This window comes from Georgenia sp. Z1344, assembly GCF_057652375.1.
This window is the reverse complement of sequence record NZ_CM172728.1, coordinates 158,644-177,907: the sequence shown is the minus strand read 5'-3', so window position 1 is coordinate 177,907 and position 19,264 is coordinate 158,644. Positions and strand designations below refer to the sequence as shown.

Sequence of the window (19,264 nt, the reverse complement as noted above, 5' to 3'; positions counted from 1 at the left end):
GGGGCGGTCAGTACTCGACCGGCGTGGTGCGGCGGCGGATCACGGTGACCTCGTCGCGCTGGTTGCCGGTGGGGCCGTAGTAGTTGAAGGCGAAGGCCAGCTGGGCGTACCCGCCGACCAGGTGGCTCGGCTTGAGCATGATCCGCGTGAGCGAGTTGTGGATGCCGCCGCGGCGGCCCGAGGTCTCGGACAGCGGCACGTTGACCGTGCGGTCCTGCGCGTGGTGCATGAACGCCGTGCCGCGCGGCATCCGGTGGCTGACGACCGCCCGGGCCGAGACGACACCGTTGCGGTTGACTGCCTCGATCCAGTCGTTGTCCGCGATGCCCACGGCCTCGGCGTCCTCGACGCTCATCCAGATCGTCTGCCCGCCGCGGGACAGGTTCATCATGAAGAAGTTCTCCATGTACATCGAGTGGATCGCCCACTTGTTGTGGGGCGTGAGGTAGCGGACGGCGATGCCGTCCCCGCTGCGCTCGCCCACCCGCGTCTCGCCGAACAGCGCCGTCATGTCGAGCGGCGGGCGGAACACCGGCAGCGACTCGCCCATCTCGAGGATCCAGTCGTGGTCGAGGTAGAAGTGCTGGCGCCCGGTGAGGGTGTGCCAGGGCTTGCGCCGCTCGACGTTGATCGTGAACGGCGAGTAGCGCCGCCCGCCGGTCTCGGACCCGGACCACTCGGGCGAGGTGACCACCGGCACCGGGGCCGCCTGGGTGTCCTTGAACGTCACGTGCCGGCCGGCGTTCTCCTCCGCGAGGTCCGCGAGGCGGACGCCGGTGCGTCTCTCCAGCGTGCGGAAGCCCTGGAGTGCCATCTCGCCGTTGGTGGTGCCGGACAGTCGCAGGATGAACTCCGCTGCCTTGAGGTCGGTCTCGAGGCTCGGCTGACCGGCCCCCACGCCCGACTCCACGCGGCCGTTGAGCGCCCTCAGCTCCTCGACGTCCTCGCGCACGTCGTAGGTGACGCCCTTCGTCGTCATGCCGAGCTTCTCGAGGAGCGGGCCCACGGACGTGAACTTCTCGTGGATCTTCGTGTAGTCCCGCTCGACCTCGACCAGCTTCGGCAGCGTCCTGCCCGGGACGGGCTCGCACTCGCCCTTCTTCCAGTCGAGGACCTTGCCCCGGGGGGTCGCCATCGCGTCCGGGGAGTCGTGCTGGAGGGGGAAGGCGACGACGTCGGTCCGCGTCCCGAGGTGGCCGACGGCGAGCTCGCTGAACCGCTTGGCGATCGTGCCCCACGAGTCCCAGTCGGTGCGCGACTGCCAGGGCGAGGAGATCGCCGGGTTGAACGAGTGGACGAAGGGGTGCATGTCCGTCGTCGAGAGGTCGTGCTTCTCGTACCAGGTGGCCGCCGGAAGGATGACGTCCGAGTGCAGGGTCGTCGAGGTCATCCGGAAGTCGAGCGTGAGGACGAGGTCGATCTTCCCCGCCGGCGCCTCGTCCCGCCACGTGACGTCGCGCGGCCGGAACTCCGGCGGCGTCTCCTCCGCCCGCACGTCGTTGTCCACCCCGAGCAGGTGCTTGAGGAAGTACTGGTCGCCCTTGGCGGAGCTGCCGAGCGTGTTCGCGCGCCACATCGACCAGATCCGCGGGTAGTTCTGCGGGGCGTCCGGGTCCTCGGCGGCGAAGCTGATCCCGCCCTGCTTGAGCTGGTCGACCAGGTAGGGGATCGTCTCCTGGCCCGCCTCCTTCGCGCGGTCGGCGACGTCGAGGGAGCTGATGTCGAACTGCGGGAAGTAGGGCTGCCAGCCCAGGCGCTGGGACAGGGCCACGGCGTCGGCGGTCGTGGTGCCGGCGAACGAGCCGGCGCCCGTGCGCGCGGCGAGCCGGTCGGCGCCGAACTGGTCGTAGCGCCACTGGTCGGTGTGCATGTACCAGTAGGTCGTCTGCGTCATCTGGCGCGGCGGGCGGGACCAGTCCAGGGCGTTGGCGAGGTGCAGCCACCCGCTGATGGGGCGGACCTTCTCCTGGCCCACGTAGTGCGCCCAGCCGCCGCCGTTGACGCCCTGGCAGCCGGTGAGGTTCGTCAGCGTGAGGAACGTGCGATAGATCGTGTCGGAGTGGAACCAGTGGTTCGTGCCGGCGCCCATGATGATCATCGAGCGGCCCTTGGAGTCCCGCGCGTTGGCGGCGAACTCGCGGGCTATCCGGGCGGCCGCGGCCGCGGGGACACCGGTGATCGCCTCCTGCCAGGCCGGGGTCGCAGGCTGGGTGGCGTCCTCGTAGCCCGTGGGCCACTGCCCGGGCAGGCCGGGACGGCTCACCCCGTACCGGGCGAGCAGGAGGTCGTAGACCGTGGTGACGAGGCGGTCGCCGACCCGCCGCACCGGCACGCCGCGCAGCACGTCGTGGGCCTCGCCCTGGTCCGCGGTGTCGAACCGGGGCAGCGCGACCTCGACCGACTCCTCGGCGTGCTCGAGCAGGCCGAGCGCGGGCACGATGTCGCCGAGCTCGAGGTTCCAGCGCCCCTCGCCGTCCGCGGCGAAGCGGTGGCCCAGCGTGCCGCCGGGGACGGCGGGCCGCCCGGTGGCGGCGTCGAGGACGACGGGCTTGAACGCGGCGTGCTCGGTGCTCGCCTCCTCGCCCACGAGGTCCGCGCCGAGGTCCTCGGCGACGACGAACTTCCCGGACCGCCACGTGCCGTGCTCGTCCTGCGTGACCTCCACGAGGAACGGCAGGTCGGTGTAGCTGGTGACGTAGTCCGTGAAGTACGCGGTGGGGGACTCGACGAAGAACTCGCGGAGGATGACGTGGCCCATCGCCATCGCGAGGGCGGCATCCGTGCCCGGGTGCGGGGAGAGCCACTCGTCGGCGAACTTCACGCTCTCCGCGTAGTCCGGCGCCACGGAGATGACCTTCTGGCCCCGGTAGCGGGCCTCGGTCATCCAGTGGGCGTCCGGCGTGCGGGTGAGCGGGACGTTGGAGCCCCACATGATGAGGTAGGACGCGTCCCACCAGTCGCCCGACTCCGGGACGTCGGTCTGGTCGCCGAAGACCTGCGGCGAGGCGGGCGGCAGGTCGGCGTACCAGTCGTAGAAGCTGAGCATCGAGGCGCCGATGAGCTGGTGGAAGCGGGCGCCCGAGGAGAAGGACACCTGGCTCATCGCGGGGATGGGGGAGAACCCGGTGGCCCGGTCCGGGCCGAGCTCCTTGACCGTGTAGACGTAGGCGGCGGCGACGATGTCGACCGCCTCGTTCCACGTGGCCCGCACGAGGCCGCCCTTGCCGCGCGCCGACTTGTACCGGCGGGCCTTCTCCGGGTCCTCGACGATCGACTTCCACGCGAGCACCGGGTCGCCGCCGGGGACCTGCGCCCTCGCCTCGCGGAACATCCTCACGAGCTCGCCGCGCACGTAGGGGTAGCGCACCCGCGTGGGCGAGTACGTGTACCAGGAGAAGGAGGCGCCGCGCGGGCAGCCCCGCGGCTCGTACTCCGGGCGATCGGGCCCGGTCGAGGGGTAGTCGGTCTGCTGCGACTCCCAGGTGATGATCCCGTCCTTGACGTAGACCTTCCACGAGCACGACCCCGTGCAGTTGACGCCGTGGGTGGAGCGGACCACCTTGTCGTGGCTCCACCGGTCCCGGTAGAAGGAGTCGCCCGAGCGGCCGCCCTCGTAGTGGATCTCCCGGTTGTCGGTCGAGACCGGCGCCTTCGAGAACATCTTCCGCACGCCGATGAGGGCGTCGGACAGCGAGCTGTCGAGCCCGGCCGCGGTGCCTCGGTCGGAGTCCTTGACGGTCATGAGGTCCTCCCGTGGTCGGTGGTGGCGCCCGGTGCGGCGTCGTCGGACGAGGTGGTGGTGGCGGGGGTGCCGACGTCGGCGGCCCTGCGTCTCGCGGCCCGGCCCACCATGAGCGTGATGACGATGGCGCCCGCGGCGGCGACCGCGAGGGCGAGGAGCCCGAGCCCGTAGTTGGACTGGTTGATCCACAGCTGGCCGAGGATGAGCGGGGGGACGAAGCCGCCCAGGCCGCCGGCGGCCCCGACCAGGCCGGTGATCGCGCCGACCTTCGCGGGGTCGGAGGCCTGGCCGACGAGACCGAACACGGCGCCCGTGCCGAGGCCGAGGCCGATCGCCATGACGAGGAAGGCCACGGTGCCGATGCCGCCGAGCGAGGGGTTGATGCTGAGGACGACCGCCATCGCGGTCACCGTGACGTAGGACGTGAGCAGGGTCGTCACGGCGCCGATCCGGTCGGCGAGCAGCCCGCCGATCACGCGGCAGGCGACGGCGAGGACGACGAACCCGCCCATCCGCGCGGAGGCGTCGCCCGGGTCGAGCCCGTACTCGTTCTGCAGGTAGGTCGGCAGGTAGACGGAGAACGCGACGTACCCGCCGAACGCGATGGCGTAGAGGTACATCGCCTGCCAGGTCAGTGGCAGCTTGGCGGCTGCGCCGACCTTGGCGACCATCGAGGTGCGCGAGGGGGTCCAGCCCGGTGCGTCCTTCATGAGGAACCAGGCGGTCACCGCGTAGGCGGCGAGCACCACGGCGGCGACGAGGAACGGGATCGTCTCGCCCGCCTCGACGTAGAGGGGCACGGTGGTGAACGCGGAGATCGCGGTGCCGACCATGCCGGCGCCGTAGATGCCCAGGGCGAGGCCCCGCCCGCTCGGCGGGAACCACGAGTTGACGAAAGGGGCTCTTGGGACATCCGGTAGGGGTCATGGCGTGAGGCCGCCCGCGGCGAGGAGCATCCGGAGTCGATAGTTGTCTCGGTTGCGGAACCCGCGGGCGAGTCGTCGGTGGAGCTCGATGATGCCGTTGATCGCCTCAGTGCCGCCGTTGTTCGCGCGGCTCGTGCCGAAGTAGGCGAGGAACGCGTCCTTCCAGCGCTTCAATGTCCGTCCCAGCCTCGCGATCTCCGGGATCGGACACGACGAGAACGACGCGACGACCTGCTCGGCGATCTGGCGTCCCGCGGCGAGGTTGTCCTGTCGATACGCGTCGCGGAGCTGTTGGGCGCACTGCCACGCGACGAGCACTTCCTCGTGCGCGGGGTCGGCCTCGATCGCCCGGGCCAGGCGAGCGCGCTGCTTCTCGGTGAGGCGTTCCCGTCCGGCGCGCAAGATGGTCTGGATCCCGTAGAGCGGGTCGCCCTTCCGTCCGCGATGCCCGAGCGTCTCCTGTTGGACACGCCGCCTCACCTCGTCGACCGCGCCTGTTCCGAGCTTGACGACGTGGAACGCGTCGAGCACCGCGGTCGCGTCATCGAGCTGCTCATCGATCGCGGTCTTGTATCCCGCGAACGGGTCGAGAGCTGCAACCTCGACGCCGTCACGGAACGCCGGGCCGCGGTCTGCCAGCCAGCCCGCGTAGGCCTTCCCAGACCGGCCGGGCACGAGGTCCAGCAGACGCGCATGGGTGACGCCGTCCTCGTCGCGAGTGAGGTCGACCATCCCCGTCAGTTCCTTCGGGCCGCGCTTACGCGGGTCGATGTGATGCCAGACGTGTTCGTCGACGCCGAGTGTCCGCACGCCGGCGAAGCGGGCCTCGGAGCCTGCGAGGCCTTCGAGGACGGGCCGGATGGCGCGCCAGAGCGTCTTCCACGATGTTCCCATCTGGCGGGCGAGGCCACGGACGGTCGCGTGTTCGCGGCGGAGCTGTCCGATTGCCCACGCGACCGCGCGGCGAGTGATCGACCCGCGACGGGCGACGAGTGCGGGCACGTCCTCGACAAACACTCGCCGGGCGCACCCGGGCTCGTCGCATCGCCACACACGTTGCCGCCACCGCAAGTCGACCCGGGCGTCGCCGGGGACGTCGCGCAGCACACGGACGCGACGCCCGCGCCCTGTCGCGATCACGCCGCAGTCCGGACATCCCGCCGGACCGAGGCTGGTCGACACCGTGATCGTCATCACCGTCTCTGCGCGGGCGACGTGCTCGACATGGACGCCGTCGAGTCCGAGCAGCAGGTCGCATCGTCCACACGAAATGGTGCTCTCGGGGGTGTTCGGGCGCGCGGAAGTATCGTGAGACACGTCGAGGTCCTCGTGGTCGATCAGAGAGTTAGCGCTTCTGATCCTCGGGGACCTCGACCCCTACCCGGCGGACCTCACCCCGCGCGCGTCGCCCCTACCGAATGTCCCAAGAGCCACGAAAGGGACCCCGACGGCGAACACCGTTCCCGCGATGCCGAGGAAGAAACCGCCGACGAGAAGCGCCGCGTAGCTGTCCTGCCCGAAGAATCCGAGAAACAGCACCGGGACGATGCTCACGAGCGAGATGAGCGGCATCATCACCCGCCCGCCGTACCGGTCGGTCAGCGCGCCGACCGGGATCCGGCCGAGCGAGCCGACGAGCACGGGGACCGCCACGAGCAGCGCGGAGTCCGCCGTCAGGCCCTTCTCGACGAACGTCGAGCCTAGCGGGCTCAGCAGCGCCCAGGCCCAGAAGTTCAGCATGAACCCGACGGTCGCGAGCACGAGCGCGCGCGTCCGCGGCCCCGTGCCCGTGTCCGTGACTGCGGATCCTGTCGCTGCGTCCACGTCCACCCTCCCCGGCCATTCACTGACTTTCCCGAGCATAACCACCTTTAAATTAGGAAAGGCATCGTTGGCGAAATTAAGCGGGGTGCATTTCGGGCATATGAGACACGAACGGACGGGAAATGGATGCATTTCTCTGGACGCCGCGCAGGTCGCATTCGGAGGTGTCGTCATCGGGCGGCCGGACGCTGAGCGGTAACCCGGGTGGATGCCGGTCACGCGCCGGGGCGACGGTCCGGGCGCGTTCGGCGTTCCGTCCGCCGTGCCTACGATCTCGGCATGCAGCCCTTCACCCTGACCGACGGCGTCGTCGAGCTCTCCACGCCCACCGAGGCGGACGTCGAGGCGGTCCTGGCGGCCTGCCAGGACCCGGAGATCCAGGAGTGGACGACCGTCCCCTCGCCGTACACCCGGAACGACGCCGAGACCTACGTCCGCGACGTCGCGGTGCGCGGCTGGGAGCTCGACACCCCGCACTGGGCCGTGCGGGAGATCGGACCGGACGGGTCGACCTTCGTCGGGATGATCTCGTGCGGTCCGGTGCGGCCGGGGGCCCGGACCGAGCTCGGGTACTGGATGGCGCCGGGAGGCCGCGGGCGCGGGCTCCTCGCCCTGGCGCTCGACCTCGTCCTCGACGAGCTGTTCGCGCGGGGCGTCGCCGCCGTCGGCTGGGCCGCCGAGATCCACGACGGGGACCCGAACTGGGACTCCTGGCGGGCCGTCTGGCGGCACGGGTTCCGCTCCGAGGGACTCTCCCGTGCCGCCTTCACGAACAAGGGGCGGCTGCACGACGGCCTGCGGGCCACCCTGCTCGCCACCGACCCCCGAGAGCCGGCGGCGCCCTGGGACGGTCCGGCCCGCGAGGGGGCGGCGGGGCCGGGCGGTGCGGGATCGTCGTCGGGCGGGGACGTGACGCGAGGCGAGGCCGGACCGGAGGGCGAGGCTGCGGCGTCGGGCGTGGGCGGGGTGTCGGACGAGGAGGTCGCACCCGGGACGGGGACGGCGACGCCGGACCCGCGCGACCCCGAGGCGCTCGTGCGCCAGTTCCACGCGACGTACGGGCTGCCGGTCGTCACCACGGGACCCGACGCCGACATCGACCGGGTGCACATGCGGACCGGGCTCGTGGTCGAGGAGGCGGCGGAGCTGGTCGGGGCGGTCTACGGCGAGCGGGCGGAGGCGATCCTCACCGAGGCGTTCGCCCGCGCGGTCGAGGCCGACGACGGCACCCGGGACACGGTCGAGGTGGCGGACGCGCTCGGCGACCTCGTCTACGTGGCGTACGGGATGGCGCTCGAGTGTGGGATCCCGCTGCCGGCCGTGCTGGGGGAGATCCAGGCGTCGAACATGTCCAAGCTCGGGGCGGACGGCCGGCCGATCTACCGGGAGGACGGCAAGGTGCTCAAGGGGCCGGGGTTCTTCCCGCCGGACATCCCCGCCGTGCTCGGCAGGGAGCGGCTCGACGCCTGACCGGCTGAGTCGGCGGGGCGCCCGGAGGTGTGTTCCGGGACGTCCGGCCAGTGGTGCGACGATGGGGGGATGACCAGCCCCGACGTCGTCACCCTGCCCGAGTCCAACCCGTTCTCCCGCCCCTCGCCGCTCCCGTTCGGGATGCCGGAGTTCGAGGCGATCCGGCCCGAGCACCTGCTGCCCGCGCTGCGCGCCGGCCGGGCGGCGCAGCGCGCCGAGTGGGAGGCCGTCGCGACCGACCCGGCGGCCCCGACCGTGGCCAACACGCTCGCCGCGCTCGAGGTCTCGGGCGACCTGCTCACGCGCGCCTCGGTCGTGCTCTCGACGCTCGCCGGCTCCGTCGGAGGGCCGGAGTACGACGCCATCTCCGCCGAGACCGCGCCCGAGTCCTCCGCGCACGGCGATGCCTTCTGGCTCGACGCCCGCATCTACGACCGGTTCCGCACGCTCAAGGACGCGGGGGGTCTCGACGAGCAGGATGCCTGGGCGGTCGACGAGTACGTGCGCGGGTTCGAGCGCCGCGGGGTCGGGCTCGACGAGGCCGGCACGGCGCGCCTGCGGGCGCTCAACGCCGAGATCGCCGAGCTGACGACCGACTTCCGCAACCGCGCGGCCGCCGGGATGGCCGCCGCGGCGCTGCCCGTGCGCGACGAGGCCGCGCTCGCCGGGCTCGACGAGGGCCGGCGCCGGGCGCTGGCCGAGTCCGCCGCGGCGCGCCCCGGGGCCGCGGACGGGGCCGACCACCTCATCACCTACGTCCTGCCGACCCAGCAGCCGCTGCTGACCGAGCTCACCGACCCGGCCACCCGCGCCGAGCTGCTCGGGAGGTCCGTCGCCCGCGGCACCGGCGCGGACCCCGCCACCGACACGCGCGCCCTCGTGCGGGCCATCGCCCGGGCGCGCGCCGAGCGCGCCCAGCTGCTGGGGGCCGAGCACCACGCGGAGATCGTCGCGCGCGGGGCCACTGCGCCCGACTCCGACGCGATCGCCGCGATGCTCGCCCGCCTCGCGGCGCCGGCCGCGCGCAACGCCGCGGCGGAGGCCGAGGAGCTCGCCGCCCTGGCCGCGGCCGACCCGGAGCGGCCCGCCGACGCCGGCGAGCTCGGCGCGGGGGACTGGTCCTACTACTCCGAGCGCCTGCGCACCGAGCGGTTCGAGGTCGACGACGCCGTGCTGCGGCCCTACCTCGAGCTCGACGCCGTCCTCACCGACGGCGTGTTCCTCGCCGCCGGCCGGCTCTACGGCCTCACCTTCACCGAGCGACCCGACATCCCCGGCTACGCCGACGGCGTGCGCGTGTGGGAGGTCCGCGAGGAGGACGGCACGGCGCTCGGACTGTTCGTCGGCGACTTCTACGCGCGCGAGCACAAGCGGGGCGGCGCCTGGATGCACGACCTCGTCTCCGCCTCGGAGCTGACGGGAAAGGCACCGGTCGTCGTCAACAACGCCAACGTCACCCGCCCGCCGGCCGGCGAGCCGACCCTGCTGACCTGGGACGAGGTGCGCACGCTCTTCCACGAGTTCGGGCACACGCTGCACTCCCTGCTCACGTCCGCGCGCTACCCGGGCTTCGCGGGGACCGCCCTGCCGCGGGACTTCGTCGAGTACCCCTCGCAGGTCAACGAGCAGTGGATGGAGCACCCCGAGGTGCTCGCGTCCTTCGCACGTCACCACGTCACCGGCGAGCCGCTCGACGCCGGGGTCGCCGAGCGGCTGCGGTCGATGGGGGCGTACGGCCAGGGCTTCGCGACCTCCGAGTACCTCGGCGCCGCACTCGTCGACCAGGCGTGGCACCGGATCGGCCCGGACGAGGTCCCCTCCGACGACGAGGGCGTCCTCCCGTTCGAGGCCGCCGCGCTCGCCGACGCCGGGCTCGTCGACCCGCGGATCCCCCCGCGGTACCGGACGACGTACCTCAACCACTCCTTCGGCGGCGGGTACGACGCGAGCTACTACGCCTACATCTGGTCCGAGGTGCTCGACGCCGAGACCGTCGACTGGTTCCGAGCGCACGACGGCGGCAACCTCGGACTCACCCGGGAGGCCGGCGAGGTCTTCCGCGCCGAGCTGCTCTCGCGCGGCAACTCGCGCGACCCGCTGGTGTCGGTCGAAACGCTCCTCGGCAGGACGCCGTCGATCGAGCCGCTCCTCGCCCGCCGGGGCCTCACCGACTGACGGTCGACCGCCCCCGCCTCATCGAGATTGATCCTTCTATGTTTCGTCAAGCGGCCATGGTGGGTTCGGGGGTGCTGTTGAGGGTGCGGTAGATGCGGCGGGCGAGGTAGCGCTTGAGGCAGCGGCGGATCTCGGCCTTGGTGCGGTGCTCGCCGGCGCGGCGTTCGACGTAGGCGCGGGTCTCGGGGTCGTGACTCATCCGGGTCACGACCGCGGTATGCAGGACGCGGTTGAGTTGCCGGTCGCCCCCGCGGTTGAGGCGGTGTCGCACGGTGTTGCCCGAGGAGGCCGGGATCGGGCTGACCCCGGCCAGGGCCGCGAACGCGGCCTCGGAACGCAACCGGCCCGGGTGGGAGAACACGGTCAGTGACACGGCCGCGGTGATCGGCCCGACACCATGCATCTCGAGCAGCGGCGCGGCCAGGCTGGACTTGACCAGAACGGTGATGCGCTTCTTGTTCGTGGCGAGCTCGACGTCCAACGCCAGGATCTGGGCGGCCAGGCGGACGGCCTCGCTGCGGGCGGTCGCGGTGGCGATGTCCTCATCGCGCTCGCGCCACCGGCTGATCATGGCGATCACCTTCTTGCCCGGGGCCCGGCGCGCATCGATACCCAGGTCGCTGACGCGCAGCAGCGCGGTCAACGCGTTCGTGGCCGCGGTACGCTCACTGTTCATCTGCTCGCGGGCGGTGAGCAGGACCCGCAGCGCGGCCCGGACCCCACTAGCGGCGCGGAGGTGCCGCAGCCGGCTGACCTGAAGCGGGAGGACCGCGGCCGCGATGCGGTAGGCATCCAGGGCATCGGACTTACCCACGCCCCGGTTCCCGCGCGGGTTCATCCGCGCGGCCTCCACGACCTGATAGCCGGCGTCCTGGACAACGCCGGCCAGGGTCGCGCCGTAGGACGCGGCGCCCTCGATGACCCACAACGCGGCCATATCGGCCCCGGTGCGGCGAGCGGCCCAGGCGATCGCGCGGGCCATGCCCGCAGGCGTGGTCGGGAACTGGGCAGAATCGATCAGCTCGCCGCGGGCGGCCAGCACCGCCAACGAATGGGTCTGGGCGTGGGTGTCGACCCCGATGACGAACGGATGGGAGTGCGCGACGATAGCCATAGCGGCCTGGTGTCCTTCCTACCAATGAGTGAATGGTCCGGCCGCTGGTGGCCGGTGCCGTTCTGGGTAGGAGTCACCTCGGGACAACACTGTGACGAGTCACGCCACACCAGTGGCGGACAACCTTCTGATCAGGTCTCCGAGATGGGCCAGGACGGTGCCGGCCACCCCACCCATGGGCGGACAGATCAATCTCCAGACACCCCCAACAAGGGGTCTGCGGTTCGCCGAGTCACACCCACGAGCGGAACGACCAACCACCACCCTGCCAGCCAGTCCCAGACCAGCCACCCCCACACTCACAGCGGTTGGTGCTCACCGAGATTGCGGTTGGGGCCCCAACCGCAATCTCGACGACGACGAACCGCAATCTCGACGACGACGAACCGCAATCTCGACGGTGACACGACAGAAGGGGCCCCCGCCATCGGCGGGGGCCCCTTCCTCGTTCAGCGGGTCAGCGCTGGACCGTCAGGGTGTCGGTCCCGTTGCCGTCCCAGTCGCCGACGTGGACGACGTCGTCCGGTCGGCCGTAGCGGATCGTCTGCTCCGCCCAGCCGCCGGTCAGGGAGTTGCGCAGGAAGTACTCGTTCCCGCGGCGGACGAGGAGCGTGTCGACCTCGTCGCCGTCCCAGTCGCCGACGTAGGTCACGTCGTCGTCGTGGCCGTAGGCGAACACGGAGTCCGCCCAGCCGTCGCGGATGGTGTTGGCCACGAAGTACTCGTTCCCGCGGCGCACCGTGAGGGAGTCCGTCCGGTCGCCGTCGAAGTCGCCCACGACGACCTCGTCGCCGGCGCGACCGTAGGTCACCTCGGCGTCCGCCCAGCCGGACTCCATCGTGTTGCTGACGAAGTACTCGGCACCACGGCGGACCGTGAAGGTGTCGAAGCCGTCGCCGTCCCAGTCGCCGACGAGCACGACGTCGTTCGCGCGGCCGTAGTGGATCTCGTCCACCGCCGCGTTGCCGAGACGCTCGTTGTTGACGAGGTAGCGGTTGCCGCGTCGCACGGAGACCGTGTCGACCCCGTCGCCGTCCCAGTCGCCCACGAGGACCTCGTCGCCCGGTCGCCCGAACTCGTAGGTGTACTCGGCGGGACCGTCGGCCCAGGTGTTCGACGCGAAGAACGTCGAGGCGGGACCGGTGGACGGCGGCGGCGGGACGTCGCCGTCACGGTCGACCGTGAACGGCTCGGAGGTCCAGCGCTCGAACTCGCCGGCCTCCTCGGAGCCCAGGGCGGCGACCGCGGTGAGCTCGAGGACGTAGTCGCCGTCCGGCAGCGCCACCCGCTCGGTGCGGTCGTCGGTCAGCACGGTGCCGTCCCACTCCCAGAACTCGATGCCGGCCGAGAGGCCGACGGTGTCCTCGGTGCGGACGATGCGGCCGTTCGTGCGGGCCTCGGCCTCGTCGGCCGGGAACGCGCGGAGGGTGACCTCCTGGGCGTTGTGCTCGAGCGTCCACACCGCACCCGGGCGGTCGAACCGCTCGAGGGAGTAGGTCGCCCCCGGCTCGGGGAGCCCGAAGGACGCGCCGGCCTCGCACTGCTCGCCGACGAAGCGGGTGCACTCGACGAGCACGCCGAGCGCGCCGTCCTCCTCGCTGTCCTCGAGCACGGGCTCGAGCAGGTTGACCGACTGGTAGTCACCCGCGAACCCGTAGAAGGGCAGCGAGATCGGCTCGACGGACTCGTCGCCCGGCGTGAGGACGACGTAGCCGCCGTACTGGGCGCCGAGCTCCTCGAGCCCCGCGGACGGGGTGATCGCGTACGAGAAGGTCGCGGTGCCGCCAGCGGGGACGGTGACCGAGGTCGGTCCCGCGTACGTCGAGGTGCCCTCGTAGACGCCGTAGTTCCACGACCCGGTGGTCGCGACCGCGTCGACGGTCGAGATCGAGTACGTGACGTCGGCGTCGGAGGTCGAGGTCAGCGTGACCTCGCCGGAGGTCGGGCCGCCCTCGGACTCACCGAGGACGAGCTGACCCGGGCTGGCGATGACGCCGGCCTGGATGGACTCGTCGATCTGGATGAGGCCCGCGCCCTGACGGTGCACGGCGTCGACGATCCCGAGGGTCGGGTTGTCGGCCCACATCGAGGGCTCGGCGTAGTTCTGCAGGACGTCCCGGATGAGGCCCGAGTCGGTGCCGGGGTGCGCCTCGAGGTAGAGCGCGACGGCGCCCGCGGCGTGCGGGGCGGCCATCGAGGTGCCCGTGAGGGTGGCGTAACCGCCCTCCTCGAGCGGGTAGGTCGCGTAGATCGACCCGCCCGGTGCGCCGAGGTTCGGCTTGAGGTCGAGCCCCGCGGTGCCGCCCCAGGACGAGCCCGGGTTGACGAGGCCGCCGGACGGGTTGACCGTCTGGACCTGCTCGTCGGTCCACGTGATCGAGAAGCCCTCGCTGCCGATCCGCGAGACGAGGTCCTGGCCGGTGGCCTGGTCGACGAAGGTCGTCGGCACGGTGACCGCCGGGTCGCCCTCGACGGTCGCGCTGAGCAGTCCCGGCGCGTTGTTGTAGATGATCACCGCGGCGGCGCCCGCCGCCTCGGCGTTGGCGGCCTTGATGTGGAAGGTGCAGTTGCCGCGCTCGACGAGCACGAGCTGACCGGTGAGGTCCTCGGTGTAGGGCTCGCAGCCCTGCGCCTCGGCCGTCCCCGGCTCACCGGCGGAGGTGATCTCGGTGTACTCGGTACCGGGCTCGCCCGCGGGGGCTCCCGTGGCGGGCATGTGGCCGACCAGCTCGTCCTCGGGGCCGACCCGGAAGGCGTCGGTGAGGACCTCGGTGTTGTCGTACATGGCCACGCCGATGACGGTGTCGCCGTTGCCGGGGGCGCCGGCGGCCCAGGGGCCGTAGTCGCCCTCGTTGCCGATGGACGCGGTGACGGTCATGCCGAGGTCGTGCAGTCGGGAGGCGAGCACGGAGGTGGGGTAGTCGCTCCAGCCGGCGAAGGCCGAGCCGATCGACATGTTGAGGACGTCCGCGCCGTCCGCGTACGCGCGCTCCATCGCGGCGTTCATGATGTCGGTCTCGGTCGAGCCGTCGCAGCCGAAGACCCGGTAGGCGCCGAAGGTCACGCCGGGGGCCACGCCGACGACGCCACCCGTGGTGGTGTCGCCGTTCGCGCCGACGATGCCGGCCACGTGCGTGCCGTGGCCCTGGCAGTCGTCCGGGTCGCCGTCCGGCTGGGGGACCGGCTGGTAGGCGGGGGAGCTGGGGTCGGCGTTGTAGGAGTCGCCGACGAAGTCGTAGCCGGTGGTCACGCGCTCGGTCGGGAAGGAGGTGCCGCCGGGGGTGCCCGAGCCGCCGAAGTCCTGGTGGTCGTAGTCGATGCCGGTGTCCATCACGGCCACGTGGACGCCGGTGCCGTCGAAGCCGAGCTCGCTGACCGCGACGTCCGCGCCGGTCATGGTGACCGCCGAGTAGAGGTCGGGGGAGTTGTTCGGCAGGGTCTGCGGCGAGTCGACGATCTCGACGGGCCACACGCCGGTCACCCCGGGCATCGCGAGGATCGCGTCGATGTCCGAGTCGGCGACGTCGATCGAGAGACCGTTCCAGACCGTCTGGTACTCGTGCCGGACGTCGATCGAGACGCCCGCGCTCGCCGCCGAGCTGAGGAAGCTCGACTGCTGGGCCGCGACGTTCGCGCTGCTGCCGCCGAGGGCGGTGGCGGTGCGGTCGAGGCCGACGAACCAGGCGCCGGTCTCGGAGCCGGCGGCGACGGCCGCAGCGGTCTCGGACGAGATCGCGAAGCGCGAGGCGTCCGGGTCCGGCGGGTCGAGCTCGGTCACGTCGGCCGAGGCGGGGACGGCGAGGGCCCCGACGAGGAGCGCGGAGGAGGCCGCGGCCACACCCAACATCCGTCCACCTCCCCGTCGTGCTCTGGAAGCTGGAAGGGTGGACACGCGTTGAACCTCCGGTACATAGAGATGACGATCGACATCGACCGTCATGGTGCGCATCACATCATGCACCGTCCGCCGGAGGTCGTGTCACGAATCGGTCTCCGAGATCACCAGGGAAGGTTGCGAAATGGTCACGGCCGTCGCGCGGTGTCGTCGGAGGTAGGTTCGTCGGCATGACCGACCGCATCACGCCCGAGGACGAGGTCCTCGAGATCTGCCGCGACCTCATCCGCATCGACACCTCCAACTACGGCGACGGCTCCGGCCCCGGCGAGCGCGCGGCCGCCGAGCACGTGATGTCCCTGCTCACGGAGGTCGGGTTCGCCCCCGAGCTGGTCGAGTCGGCCCCGCGGCGCGCCAGCGTCCTCCTGCGCATCCCCGGCGAGGACCCCACCCGCGGTGCGCTGGTCCTCCACGGCCACACCGACGTCGTGCCGGCGGCGAAGGACGACTGGAGCGTCGACCCGTTCGGCGCCGAGGTGAAGGACGGGATGGTCTGGGGCCGCGGCGCGGTCGACATGAAGAACATGGACGCGATGATCCTGGCGGTCGTCCGCTCGATGGGTCGGGACGGCTGGCGTCCGCCGCGGGACCTCGTCGTCGGGCTCCTCGCGGACGAGGAGGCCGGCGGGAAGTTCGGCGCGCACTGGCTGGTCGACAACCGCCCGGACGTGTTCGAGGGGGCGACCGAGGCGATCAGCGAGGTCGGCGGCTTCTCCGCGCAGATCGCCGGGCAGCGCGTCTATCTCCTGCAGACCGCGGAGAAGGGGCTCGCCTGGCTCAGGCTCGTGGCCGAGGGGCGGGCCGGTCACGGCTCGCAGGTCAACGAGGACAACGCGGTCGCGCACCTCGCCGACGCGATCTCCCGCATCGGCCGCCACGAGTGGCCGCTGCACCTGACGAAGACGGTGCGCGCGCTGTTCGACGGCGTCGCCGACCTCACCGGGGCGACCTACGACCCCGAGGACCCCGCGAGCATCGACGCGATGGTCGAGCAGTTCGGTCCGGTCTCCCGGTTCGTCGGCTCGACGATCCGCACGTCGGCCCACCCCACCCAGCTCGACGCCGGGTACAAGGCGAACGTCATCCCCGGCACCGCGACGGCCGCGATGGACGTGCGCCCGCTGCCCGGGCACGAGGCGGAGGTGCGGGCCACGCTCGAGGAACTCGCGGGGGAGCGGGTGCGCATCGAGGATATCCACACCGACGTCGGACTCGAGGTGCCCTTCTCCGGCGGCCTCGTCGACTCGATGGTCGCGGCGATCGACGCCGAGGACCCGGGCTCGACGGTCCTGCCGTACATGCTCTCCGGCGGGACGGACAACAAGGCCCTGTCCCGGCTCGGCATCACCGGCTACGGGTTCGCCCCGCTCCGCCTCGACCCCGAGCTCGACTTCGCCGGCATGTTCCACGGCGTGGACGAGCGGGTCAACGTCGACGCCCTCACCTTCGGCGCCCGCGTGCTCGAGCGCGTCATCCGCACGAGCTGAGCTCTCCGCCCGCCTTGTCCTCGTCGAGAGTGCGGCTCAGCCCTCGGCGAGCGTCGAGGCCACCCGCATGGCGCGCCGACGCAGGACCACCTTGCGCAGGCCGCCCTCGTAGAGAACGGAGCGCGCGAGCTCCCAGCGGCCGTACTCGGCCTCCGCGGTGAGCAGGCGACGCGCGTCCGAACGCCCGACGTCCGGGGGGATCGTCACGGTCCGGAACTCGTAGAAGGTGTCGCTCGCGTAGGTCGAGCCCGCTCGGGCCATGCCGCCTCCTCGGTACGTCGGTGCCGCCCGGCCGTGCGACCGGTTCGACCATCCTGGCCCAGGCTGGCACTTCGCGCGCGCACCGCTAGGCTCGGTCTCATGGCAACCGACCCGCGTGCAGCCCTGGACCGTCTCGTCGCTGCGCTCGAGGAGCACCACCTCGCCGCCGCGGCGGCGCAGGACCCCGACTCCCCGCGCGTGGTCGCGGCCGCCTCGACGATCGCGGAGGTGTTCGTCACGTACGACGACGCCCTGTTCACCGCGTACGGCGTCGACCTGCCGTTCGACCTCTACGACGATGACGACGAGGACGACGACGACTACTACGACGACGACGAGGACGACGACCTCGAGGACATCGACGAGGACGACGACGAGCAGGACGACGACGACCGTCGGTAGCACCCCGCCGCCGCGGCATGGCCCCGGGCCTCAGAGGCGTTCGGGGTAGCCGACCTCGATCCCGCTGATCTCGTCGAGCGCGCGCTGGATCGAGTCCGGCAGGTCGAGCGCGGCGCCGGCCAGCGTCTGGCGCAGCTGGGCGATGCTCGAGGCCCCGACGAGCGAGACGTCGACCCCCGAGCGGACCGACCACGCGAGGGCCACCTCGGCGGCGGAGACCCCGAGGCCGTCGGCCGCCGTCGCGACCGCCTCCGCGATCGAGGCCGAGCGCGTGTCGAGGTACGGCTCGACGAAGCCGCGCAGGTGCGCGGAGGCCGCCCGGGACGACGGCGGGATGCTCGAGCGGTAGCGGCCCGCGAGCACGCCCCGGCCGAGCGACGACCAGGCGATGACCCCGATGCCGAGCGCCTGCGCGGCGGGCAGCAGCTCGCGCTCGATGCCGCGCTGGAGCAGCGAGTGCTCGACCTCGACGGCGGCCAGGTGCGGCGCGGGGAGCAGCTGCCTGGCGAGCGTGGCCGCGTGCGCGGTCGTCCACGCGGGGTGGTTGGCGAGGCCGACGTACCGGGCCCGCCCCGTGCGCACGGCGTGGTCGAGCGCGCCGAGCGTCTCCTCCAGGGTGGTCTCGGGGTCGGGGCGCTGGACGAGCCACAGGTCGACCCGGTCGGTGCCGAGCCGGGCGAGCGACGCGTCGAGCTCGGTGAGCAGGGCCGCCCGTGAGGCGTCGACCATACCGGTCCCGCCGCGGACCCGGGTGCCGGCCTTGGAGACGACCACCACGTCGTCGCGCACGTGCCGGCGCGCCAGCTGGTCGCCGAGGATCTCCTCGGCGACGCCGTCCGCGTAGGACGCCGCCGTGTCGATCACGGTCCCGCCCGCCTCGAGGAACGCATCGAGGTGCTCGGCGGCGTCGTGCTCGTCGGTGTCCCGTCCCCAGGTCATGGTCCCGAGGCCGACGGCGGACACGGCGAGGCCCGTGGCCCCGAGGCGGGAGGTGCGCATGGCGTCACGGTAGCCGCCGACCCGGGCGGTCCCCGGATGCGGATACCGTGTCCACCCGTGACATGGTGGGAGACGATCGTCCTCGGGATCGTGCAGGGACTCACGGAGTTCCTGCCGGTCTCGTCCTCGGCGCACATCCGGATCTTCGGCGAGCTCCTGCCGTCCGGGGTCGACCCGGGGGCCGCCTTCACCGCGATCAGCCAGCTCGGCACCGAGGCCGCGGTCGTCGTCTACTTCCGCAAGGACATCGCGCGGATCATCTCCCACTGGTTCCGGTCGCTGCCGGTCGGACCGTGGAAGCGGCAGCTGCCCGCGAGCGACCCGGACGCCCGGATGGGCTGGTTCGTCATCGTCGGCTCGATCCCCATCGGGGTCCTCGGCCTGCTGCTCGAGTCATGGATCGACACCACCTTCCGCCACCTGTTCATCACCGCGGCGATGCTCGCGCTGTTCGGCGTGCTGCTGCTGGTCGCGGACCGCACGGCGAAGCAGGTCAAGACGCTGGACCACCTGTCCTGGCGCGACGCGATCCTCCTCGGCCTCGCGCAGTCCCTCGCCCTCGTCCCGGGCGTCTCCCGCTCCGGCGCGACGATCACGATGGGGCTGTTCCTCGGCCTCACGCGCGAGACGGCGGCCCGGATCTCGTTCCTGCTGGCCATCCCGGCGGTCGTCGCCTCCGGCTTCTACAAGCTCGTCTCCGACGTCCTGCTGAGCGACGCCCCGCCGGCACCGGGGGAGCCGAGCCTGTTCGCCACGTTCCTCGCGACGGTCGTCGCCTTCGTCGTCGGCTACTGGGTCATCGTGTGGTTCCTCAAGCTCGTCTCCACGCGCACCTACCTGCCCTTCGTCGTCTACCGGATCCTCCTCGCCGTCGCGATCGTCGCCCTCGTCCTCGGCGGCGTCATCTCCGCGACCCCCTGAGCGCGGAGGGAACGCGCCCGCGCGGACGGGCACCGTCCGCCGGGCCGA

Annotated in this window: 12 protein-coding genes and 1 pseudogene; 5 read left to right on the top strand and 8 right to left on the bottom strand. The window is 72.0% G+C overall.

The genetic code is table 11. The features are described 5' to 3' along the window. Positions 1 to 7 precede the first annotated feature (7 nt). The 4 genes and pseudogenes from AC24FB_RS00800 to AC24FB_RS00785 form a co-directional block, all read right to left on the bottom strand. Positions 8 to 3,742 (bottom strand): nitrate reductase subunit alpha, encoded by a 3,735-nt coding sequence (locus AC24FB_RS00800; RefSeq protein WP_425715874.1) that lies wholly within the window; start codon positions 3,740 to 3,742, stop codon positions 8 to 10. Continuing rightward, positions 3,739 to 4,590 (bottom strand): MFS transporter, encoded by an 852-nt coding sequence (locus tag AC24FB_RS00795; RefSeq protein ID WP_487561503.1) that lies wholly within the window; start codon positions 4,588 to 4,590, stop codon positions 3,739 to 3,741. The genes AC24FB_RS00800 and AC24FB_RS00795 overlap by 4 nt, the downstream gene beginning before the upstream one ends. Positions 4,591 to 4,665: 75 nt before the next feature. Then, the gene (locus AC24FB_RS00790) at positions 4,666 to 5,985 is read right to left on the bottom strand and encodes an ISL3 family transposase (protein ID WP_425715872.1); all 1,320 of its coding nucleotides are present in this window, start codon (positions 5,983 to 5,985) and stop codon (positions 4,666 to 4,668) included. A 90-nt stretch (positions 5,986 to 6,075) separates the two neighbouring features. Next, positions 6,076 to 6,408, bottom strand: a pseudogene (locus AC24FB_RS00785) (MFS transporter); the annotation flags it as partial. A 363-nt stretch (positions 6,409 to 6,771) separates the two neighbouring features. On the opposite strand from AC24FB_RS00785, the gene AC24FB_RS00780 reads away from it, so the two are divergent. Beyond that, the gene (locus AC24FB_RS00780) at positions 6,772 to 7,962 is read left to right on the top strand and encodes a GNAT family N-acetyltransferase (RefSeq protein WP_425715870.1); all 1,191 of its coding nucleotides are present in this window, start codon (positions 6,772 to 6,774) and stop codon (positions 7,960 to 7,962) included. Between the two features lie 69 nt (positions 7,963 to 8,031). Next, entirely contained in the window at positions 8,032 to 10,137 is a 2,106-nt protein-coding gene (locus AC24FB_RS00775; protein ID WP_425715869.1) for a M3 family metallopeptidase, read from the top strand. A gap of 46 nt (positions 10,138 to 10,183) precedes the next feature. Here AC24FB_RS00775 and AC24FB_RS00770 read toward each other — a convergent pair whose 3' ends face one another. Continuing rightward, entirely contained in the window at positions 10,184 to 11,251 is a 1,068-nt protein-coding gene (locus tag AC24FB_RS00770) for an IS110 family RNA-guided transposase (RefSeq protein WP_425715765.1), read from the bottom strand. Between the two features lie 457 nt (positions 11,252 to 11,708). Further along, on the bottom strand, positions 11,709 to 15,098 hold the full coding sequence (locus tag AC24FB_RS00765) for a S8 family serine peptidase (RefSeq protein ID WP_425714235.1): 3,390 nt from the start codon (positions 15,096 to 15,098) through the stop codon (positions 11,709 to 11,711). Between the two features lie 218 nt (positions 15,099 to 15,316). Between AC24FB_RS00765 and AC24FB_RS00760 the strand changes: the two genes are divergently transcribed. Next, positions 15,317 to 16,633 (top strand): M20/M25/M40 family metallo-hydrolase, encoded by a 1,317-nt coding sequence (locus AC24FB_RS00760; protein WP_425714234.1) that lies wholly within the window; start codon positions 15,317 to 15,319, stop codon positions 16,631 to 16,633. Positions 16,634 to 16,669: 36 nt separating this feature from the next. Here AC24FB_RS00760 and AC24FB_RS00755 read toward each other — a convergent pair whose 3' ends face one another. Then, positions 16,670 to 16,894 carry a DUF5703 family protein gene (locus AC24FB_RS00755; protein ID WP_425714233.1) on the bottom strand — a complete coding sequence of 75 codons (225 nt, stop codon included), beginning with the start codon at positions 16,892 to 16,894 and terminating at the stop codon, positions 16,670 to 16,672. A 99-nt stretch (positions 16,895 to 16,993) separates the two neighbouring features. Between AC24FB_RS00755 and AC24FB_RS00750 the strand changes: the two genes are divergently transcribed. Further along, a complete protein-coding gene (locus AC24FB_RS00750) occupies positions 16,994 to 17,296 on the top strand; it encodes a DNA primase (RefSeq protein WP_425714232.1) in 303 nt (100 codons plus the stop codon). Between the two features lie 30 nt (positions 17,297 to 17,326). Here the strand turns inward: AC24FB_RS00750 and AC24FB_RS00745 are convergent, their stop codons facing one another. Then, positions 17,327 to 18,295, bottom strand: coding sequence for an aldo/keto reductase (locus tag AC24FB_RS00745; protein ID WP_425714231.1), 969 nt, complete (start codon positions 18,293 to 18,295; stop codon positions 17,327 to 17,329). A gap of 57 nt (positions 18,296 to 18,352) precedes the next feature. Here AC24FB_RS00745 and AC24FB_RS00740 point away from each other — a divergent pair, with 57 nt between their 5' ends. Then, a complete protein-coding gene (locus tag AC24FB_RS00740; RefSeq protein ID WP_425714230.1) occupies positions 18,353 to 19,216 on the top strand; it encodes an undecaprenyl-diphosphate phosphatase in 864 nt (287 codons plus the stop codon). Positions 19,217 to 19,264: the final 48 nt, after the last annotated feature.

Bases quoted from the DNA above. Each gene is read 5' to 3' on its own strand.
- AC24FB_RS00800 (WP_425715874.1), bottom strand. From the start codon at position 3,742: ATGACCGTCAAGGACTCCGACCGAGGCACCGCGGCCGGGCTCGACAGC.
- AC24FB_RS00780 (WP_425715870.1), top strand. From the start codon at position 6,772: ATGCAGCCCTTCACCCTGACCGACGGCGTCGTCGAGCTCTCCACGCCC.
- AC24FB_RS00775 (WP_425715869.1), top strand. From the start codon at position 8,032: ATGACCAGCCCCGACGTCGTCACCCTGCCCGAGTCCAACCCGTTCTCC.
- AC24FB_RS00770 (WP_425715765.1), bottom strand. From the start codon at position 11,251: ATGGCTATCGTCGCGCACTCCCATCCGTTCGTCATCGGGGTCGACACC.
- AC24FB_RS00765 (WP_425714235.1), bottom strand. From the start codon at position 15,098: ATGTTGGGTGTGGCCGCGGCCTCCTCCGCGCTCCTCGTCGGGGCCCTC.
- AC24FB_RS00760 (WP_425714234.1), top strand. From the start codon at position 15,317: ATGACCGACCGCATCACGCCCGAGGACGAGGTCCTCGAGATCTGCCGC.
- AC24FB_RS00755 (WP_425714233.1), bottom strand. From the start codon at position 16,894: ATGGCCCGAGCGGGCTCGACCTACGCGAGCGACACCTTCTACGAGTTC.
- AC24FB_RS00750 (WP_425714232.1), top strand. From the start codon at position 16,994: ATGGCAACCGACCCGCGTGCAGCCCTGGACCGTCTCGTCGCTGCGCTC.
- AC24FB_RS00745 (WP_425714231.1), bottom strand. From the start codon at position 18,295: ATGCGCACCTCCCGCCTCGGGGCCACGGGCCTCGCCGTGTCCGCCGTC.